Below are 7,039 nucleotides of genomic sequence, written 5' to 3'. Positions count from 1 at the left end.
TTTTGGGATCGGGGTCTCCCCCGTTTAATAACAGGTCTGCCCGCCAGTCACGCAAGACCGCCAGGACCACCTGGTCTGGCAGTCCCGTCAGCGTGGCATCAAATTCTTCGATCAGTGAGTCCTGTGCTTCCGGGTAATCAGAATAGACGGCGGCAATCCCCCCCAGGAGTTCCGTGCGTTCCTGAGTGACAGCCTGTGTTTCCGGAGTCGCCTGCCCCCCATTGGGACCAAATAGTGAATTCTCCGTCGAGGATGTCTGTGGCTGGCCGTCCTGCCAGTCGTTGGTCACATTTCTCAGTACGCCGGGAATCCGCGACTGCAGTTCCCTGGCGAACCGTTCCCGATCCTCAGGTGAGGTCGCGTTATAGGCTTCAATTACTTTGTCTTCGAGTTCACTCTTAAGATAGCTGGGAATACTTTTCAAAATCTCTTTCAGTAAGGAATCCTGTTTTGTGGTTCGGACATCAGAACCGCCACTTCCTGATTTCTCAAAGAAGGGATTGGGGAGATCATTCGAACCGGGAGGAAACGGATTGTGATCCTCGTGCTGATCGTGGTCGTGGTCATCGCCGAACAGCTCATCATCATGATGATCGTGCAGATCAACACCAGGATGATCCAGCTTGGCCAGACAGGTATCCAGAATATGATGCAGTTCTTCCGGCATCACCGGCGCCATTTCATTCAGAATCACTGCCGCAGCATAACCACTGCGCGACTCAAGAACGGTTGCCCGGGCCGTTTCTGAAATCGTAATCAGAAAGAATGTCAGGAACAAAGAAAACAGAACGCCTTTCAGCAGTCCCAGCACAGCGCCCAGATGGCGATCGAACTCGTTAAACTTCAATGAGTCGATGGCGGTCTTTAAACTCCGCGCCAATGTAAATGAGATAAACGAGAATGCAATGTAGATCGCCAGCATCGCGATCCAGCGATTCAGCGGCGGTTTGACATTAATCAGAGGCGCCAGTTGCAGCGACAGAGATTCCGCAAATGCAAAGCAGAGCACGAGAGCTGCAATCGCGGCCAGCTGCCAGACGACGCCTTTGGAGGCACCTTTCCAGACAGCATAAATCAGAATCCCAACTATCAGCAAATCAAACCACATCGCGACATCCTGTCTATTTCGGCTCGTCCATGAGAAATTTCGGGAGTGGCCCTCTCCCCTGCTCGTACTCCCCCGATTTTTCATCCATTCAAGGGAAGGGGATTATAGGCCAAAATCGAGCCCCGCGGAAAGCCCAGATTTTGGGTCTGAAATGGCAGAAGCAAAGATAAACGAGGCTGAATTTTCAAAATAGAAAAGCAGGGGCCATCGGTCAAAATTTTACCAGCCTGGTTCCGGGTTTTACCTCAGTTCAGCGGCAATGAAAGCGGATCACAAAAAATCGCAGGCGCGCGACATTTAAAACTGCTTCTTACTGTCAATCAGCAGCGTGATAGGGCCATCGTTGACCAGTTCCACATCCATGTGTTCCTGAAAACGTCCCGTTTCCACTTCAATACCTTGACCGCGGACTTCCGCCACAAAACTCTGGTAGAGTTCATTGGCCTGTTCGGGCCGCGCCGCATTCACAAAACTCGGACGGCGTCCCTTACGACAGTCTCCCAGCAGGGTGAACTGACTCACAACCAGCATCTTACCGTTCACATCGGATAATGCCAGATTCATTTTTCCGTCCGCATCTTCAAACACTCGCAGACCGGCTGCTTTTTGAGCGAGGTAAATCACATCATCCTGCGTATCATCCTGCTCCACACCCAGCAAGACCAGAAACCCCTGCTCGATTTCTCCCGTGATCTCACCATTCACCGTCACGCTCGCGCGGGACACTCTTTGTACAACAGCTCTCAAGTGGAAAACTCCTCGATGAAGATAACTCAATCAGTTTGAATACCGCGACTGCAGGAAAACGGTTCCAGTGAAATTTCTGGTTCTTCCCCACAGATTAACTGCCGAATCAGCTTCGCGGTGATCGGCGAAAGCTGTAAGCCATCCCGATAATGCCCGGCGGCCATGATCAGATTCTGATATCCTGCGACGCGCCCCAGGTAAGGTAATCCATCTATTGACTTCGGCCGTAAGCCCGCCCAGGCGCGTTCGAATGTTGCCTCCTTCAAGCCGGGCACGACTGACTGCGCAAACGCGATCAACCCGGCGACTCCCTCTGCCGTATTCTCTTTATTGAAGCCAGCCTGTTTTTCAGTAGAGCCGATCAGAATTTTGCCGTCGCTGCGTGGCACGAGATAACGACGCCCCGCTTCAATCACCTGGCGAAACAGCAGTCGTTTCATCGACAGCAGGACAATCTGTCCCTGAACGGGGATCAGATCACATTGAATGCCGAGTCTGCTGAGCACTTCCGGTGACCAGGCGCCTCCGGCGATCACTGTTTGCCCCGCCCGATGAACTCCGGAAGGTGTTCGTACTCCCGTGACGTTCTCTCCTTCGGTTTTAAATCCGATGACAGGAGCCCCTGCATGCAGCGCGACTCCTCGACTGGCACAGGCAGACAGCAGTGCTTTCATATGTCGCGGATTACGAACCTGTCCCATTTCGGGCAGATAGAATCCACTCTGGATCTGCTCACTTAAAAAGGGTGCGCGTTCCCGTAACGAAACCGAATCCAGTTCTTCGACAACGGTCCCGGTTCTGCGCCAGTCGTCGACATAATTCTGCCAGTCTGCGACTTCTTCAGAGAGAGACACATGCAGACCACCACAATTGAGGTAGCCGTTATCGATCCCCGATTCCTCCTGCAGACAACGTGACCACTCGGGCCACAATGGCTGACTGGCGGCGCGCAGCTGGCCGCCGGGGGTTGTCGCGCATTCCATTTTTGCGGGAGGCAGCATGCCGGCACCGGCCCAGGAGGCTTCCTCGCCGAACTGCTGACGATCAAAGACGGCAACGGTCAAGCCCTGCTTTACCAGTTCGTAAGCGATCGACAGTCCGATCACTCCACCGCCAATAATATTTACATCCATCATGGGTTTAACGAGCCCTGGTCACACGCATCAGTACGAGACATTCAAGGCGGTTGATTATAGCGGACTGATCGCAGAATCACAGGGCTGCCACTCATTTCCCAAAACAGGAAACGGGGCCCCCCTGCATTTCTGTCTGATTCCGATTCACAGGAAAATCAATTCAACTTCCCGGGGCGCAGCGTCTTGGCATAGGCTATCGCCAGTGCCCGCAGATTCGTCCCGTAGACTTTCTGCAATGCTGCAGGAGCCGCGGTTCCCGCTTTGAACTCCTTCAACAACAGCGCCATCTTTTGGGCTCCCCCGTTGTTGATCAGAAACTCAACCAGCGTAAATCCGACGGCCGTTGTTTCGGAAGGTGAAAAGGTCCCTTCTGCAACCAGTTCTTCAGGTCGTGTCACTTTGGGAGCCGCATCGAGTGCTTCCTGCCTTAACGACTCAAAATATTTTTGACTGGAAGAACCATTTGCAGCCAGCAGCATTCCCAGCCCGCGGGCCAGCCACATCGGCACCTCCCCTTCTCCACGCTGGATCGCCGCGTTGGTCAAGCCTGCTACCACATTCGTCTGCAGGCCCGGGGAATCCACGGTCGCTTCATCGCCGACATCCTGCAGAACCAGATACGCGTCCAGAGAAGTCGGCGTGACTTTGGAATGCCAGGTTGTGGCAGGGTCGATCCGGCGATCTTCAATGGTCAGATTGAATTCCGAATAACCAAACCGGTCTTTGATCACATGCACAGCCAGCTTGCCTCGCCAGAGTGGCTTCTGTTTTTCATTGAACAGTTTGCGTAACTCGTCTGCCTGTGCTTCTGCCCAGCCAGCGATCTGCTTCAGTCGGTCTGAACTGACATTGCCATAGAAAATAAAATCATCTGTCTCGAGCAGTTCCGGCTTTTCGTTGTTTAACGCGCGTTTCCAGGTCGGCTCGAGGGTTTCCCTTCTGAGATCTGCAAATTTTTCCGGCGAGAGATTCGCCAGCTCTGCCATTCGTTTCTCATCTTCGGTCGGCACCATTTCCCGCAGGTTGCCTTTGGCATTCTTACCATCGAACTTGGCGCCTTCTTCGATCCAGGTTTTCAGATCAGTGGCATTTTTACGTTTGAGCAAGGCCTGCCCCTGAGGCATCTTGATCGGATCCTGCAAACCGACCAGTTGCCACAGACGACTGTCATCCGGTTTTCCGGGCACAATCACCTCGCCGGTATCACCACCGCGCAAAATATCTTCGAAGGTCACCACCGAGAATCCACTGGCCGGATTGTTTCCACTGTGACAACGCATGCAGAAATCCAGCATCCAGGGAGCAATGTCTTCCATGAAAGAAACTTTTTCATTCCCCGTCGCCATTTCCACTTTGACGGGATTCATTTTTGCTTTCGCGGAAGCCCCGATGGGATCGGTCTCTTTCTCGCCATCAAAGCGGGCCCCTTCCTGAATCCATTTTGCAATCAACTCAATTTGATCCCGTTCCAGAGCCGGAGCATTTTTAGGCATCCGCTGATTATCGGGGGCAATCAATTTGAGTGCCATCAGGCTGGCTTTCGGATTTCCCGGCACCAGCAGCAGTCCACTCCGCCCCCCTTTTCGCATGTCGGCGAAAGTATCCAGCTTCAGATTCGCGCTCGCGCGTTGCGTGCCATGACAGTTCACACACTTCTCATTGAGAATCGGTGCGATCTGTGATTCAAAACTGATCCCTTTATTTGCACCAGGAGCGCCGCCTCCCCCTCCCATGGCTTTTTCCAGAACAGTACGACGTAATGCAATCAGGCGTTTGGTACTGACAATGACAGGATCCGTTTCGGGGATCATCGCATCCAGTGCGAGCTTATCCAGCTTTGCTTCTTCTTCATCGGTCAGAGTTTTCGCTTCGTCATAATTTTTCTGACGAATCAGTGTGGCAACCTTTCCCAGGTTCCGTTTGATCGAAGCCAGTTCCTTGCGTTGTTCCGCAGTCAGCTTCGCCGCCTGGCTGGTGGCAGTGAGTATTCCGGAGAACAGAACCAGCGCCAGCAGGAATCGAGTAATCTGAACGGACCGATAAGACATAACTTTCCTCTTAGTATTGAATGGGATCGATTGCGGTAATTCACAGCGACTCCCCTGCTCCGCCAGACAGGAGGCGGAAGGAGAGACGCTTCTGACTGATCAGTCGTTTGCTCAATCAGACATCTGTATTTTTGAAAGGCAGCCTCAATCCGGTGCCCCGAACTTGAGATCCCCCTCATTTTTTATTGTTTTCAGTATAATCGTCCCGGGAATGAGAAAAAAGATCTGAATGTAATGAATCGCAGATCCGGAGACAGTCTGTAAATTCCCTTATTAACTGAACCTCCCTTCTCCACAACGGATTCGTGCCTTTTTGGCGGTCTTGATGTGGAATCCCAGGATTTTCGCGGGAAGTTCCAAGACAATGCCGCCCCGGGTTGTCTATAATAGTAACCGATCGCATGAATTCCTGATAACCTCATATATATTCTTCTCTTTTGATTATGTCTCTGACCGCAGAATTATCCCGGAAATCCACACGTCTGACTGAAATCCTGGCGAACATGGAGCGGATTATTGTCGCTTTTTCTGCTGGTGTGGACAGTACCGTCGTTGCCCAGGCCGCTTATCTGGCACGGGGCGAATACGCACAGGCGGCCACTGCAGTCAGTCCCAGCCTGGCAGCGGGCGAAAAAGAAGAAGCGATTCAACTGGCTGAACGGATCGGTATTCCGCATCGCCTGGTTTCCACATCGGAATTTGCTACAGCCGAGTACCGGGCCAATGCACCCAACCGCTGCTTTTTCTGTAAAACCGAACTGTACCAGATTCTCAGCCAATCCATCGCGGGAACCGACTGGGAATCCGCCACGCTGGTCAATGGTGCCAACCTGGATGACCGCGGTGATCATCGTCCCGGCATGCAGGCAGCGAGCAATTACCAAGTTCGCAGCCCGTTGATCGAAGCGGAATTTACCAAAGAAGACGTTCGCGCCCTGGCACGTCACTGGGATTTGCCCATCTGGGATAAACCCGCGCACCCCTGCCTGTCCAGCCGCATCGCCTATGGGGTTGAAGTCACAGAGGAGCGGGTGCAGAGAATCGATCAAGGGGAACAGTTTCTTCGTGAACAGTTCCAGATTCGCGAACTCCGCGTACGGCTGGAACCCAATGAACTGGCCCGCATTGAAGTGCCCCTGGACGAAATTTCCAAACTGACCACTCCCGCAGCGCTCACTCAGATTTCTGACCATTTCCTGCAGCTCGGTTTTCGGAATGTGACACTGGATCTGCAGGGGTTTCGCTCAGGTAGCCTCAACAGTTTTCTTTCCATCAATGACCTGCAGATAGCCGCTCCCAAAACCTGAACTCAGGAGAGATCATTTTCTGTTCGCTTCTGAAATAACCGCACACAACCCAGTATTACCGTAACGAATGACAAGGAAACCAGCCGTGGATTCAGACAGTTCGTCTTTCATCGACCTTCGCAGTGACACGAAAACCAGACCCACACCCGCAATGCTGCAGGCAATGATTTCTGCAGAACTGGGCGATGACATGAATGGGGAAGACCCGACAGTCAATCGGCTCGAAGCCATGGTCTGTGAGATGCTTGGTAAGGAAGCCGCCGTCTTTGCCTGCTCGGGAACGCAGTCCAATCAGATGGGTCTGCGTGCTCACTGCCTGCCCGGCGATGAACTGCTGATTCATGAACTCGGGCATATCGCTATTTTTGAAGGAGGCGCCCCCGCGATTCTGAGTGGTGTCAGCTGCCGAACCTTGACCGGTGAACGAGGCATGTTGACGGTAGAAGGTCTCCGCGGAAAGATTCGCGCCAACGATCAGCATCTGACCCGCACCCGACTCTTATGCGTAGAAAATACGACCAATGCTGGCGGAGGACACTACTACCCTCTCGATCAGCTCACTGATATCTGTAACTGGGCGCACGAAAACGGCTTGAAAACCCACATGGATGGCGCACGAATCTTTAATGCATGTGTTGCTGGCGGATATACGATGAAAGAAATCTGCGCCCCCCTTGATACCATCTCCATCTG

The 7,039-nt window shown here is 52.9% G+C and carries 6 protein-coding genes; 2 read left to right on the top strand and 4 right to left on the bottom strand.

Features of this window, described 5'->3' with window-relative positions; genetic code table 11:
* The 4 genes from AACZ40_RS27435 to AACZ40_RS27420 all read right to left on the bottom strand — a co-directional run.
* Window positions 1-1,108, bottom strand: a 1,108-nt coding sequence (locus AACZ40_RS27435; protein WP_339676750.1) for a CvpA family protein, incomplete at its 3' end; no start/stop codon positions are given.
* A 297-nt stretch (window positions 1,109-1,405) separates the two neighbouring features.
* Window positions 1,406-1,855 (bottom strand): D-aminoacyl-tRNA deacylase, encoded by a 450-nt coding sequence (gene dtd, locus AACZ40_RS27430; protein WP_291178420.1) that lies wholly within the window; start codon window positions 1,853-1,855, stop codon window positions 1,406-1,408.
* Window positions 1,856-1,881: 26 nt separating this feature from the next.
* A complete protein-coding gene (gene thiO / locus AACZ40_RS27425; protein ID WP_291178417.1) occupies window positions 1,882-2,991 on the bottom strand; it encodes a glycine oxidase ThiO in 1,110 nt (369 codons plus the stop codon).
* A 155-nt stretch (window positions 2,992-3,146) separates the two neighbouring features.
* Window positions 3,147-5,039 (bottom strand): c-type cytochrome domain-containing protein, encoded by a 1,893-nt coding sequence (locus tag AACZ40_RS27420; RefSeq protein WP_291178414.1) that lies wholly within the window; start codon window positions 5,037-5,039, stop codon window positions 3,147-3,149.
* Window positions 5,040-5,482: 443 nt separating this feature from the next.
* Between AACZ40_RS27420 and larE the strand changes: the two genes are divergently transcribed.
* Together larE and AACZ40_RS27410 are read left to right on the top strand one after the other, a co-directional pair.
* Window positions 5,483-6,346: an ATP-dependent sacrificial sulfur transferase LarE gene (gene larE / locus AACZ40_RS27415; protein WP_291178411.1), complete on the top strand. Its 864-nt coding sequence runs from the start codon at window positions 5,483-5,485 to the stop codon at window positions 6,344-6,346.
* Between the two features lie 85 nt (window positions 6,347-6,431).
* Window positions 6,432-7,039: aminotransferase class I/II-fold pyridoxal phosphate-dependent enzyme (locus AACZ40_RS27410; protein ID WP_339676746.1), on the top strand; the 608-nt coding region annotated here is incomplete at its 3' end.

The organism is uncultured Gimesia sp. (assembly GCF_963972345.1).
GTDB lineage: Bacteria > Planctomycetota > Planctomycetia > Planctomycetales > Planctomycetaceae > Gimesia.
This window is presented reverse-complemented; position numbering and strand designations above follow the sequence as displayed.

What these genes read in the sequence shown, in the direction of transcription:
- thiO (WP_291178417.1), bottom strand. Translation starts at nt 2,991, where the DNA reads ATGATGGATGTAAATATTATTGGCGGTGGAGTGATCGGACTGTCGATC.
- AACZ40_RS27420 (WP_291178414.1), bottom strand. Translation starts at nt 5,039, where the DNA reads ATGTCTTATCGGTCCGTTCAGATTACTCGATTCCTGCTGGCGCTGGTT.
- larE (WP_291178411.1), top strand. Translation starts at nt 5,483, where the DNA reads ATGTCTCTGACCGCAGAATTATCCCGGAAATCCACACGTCTGACTGAA.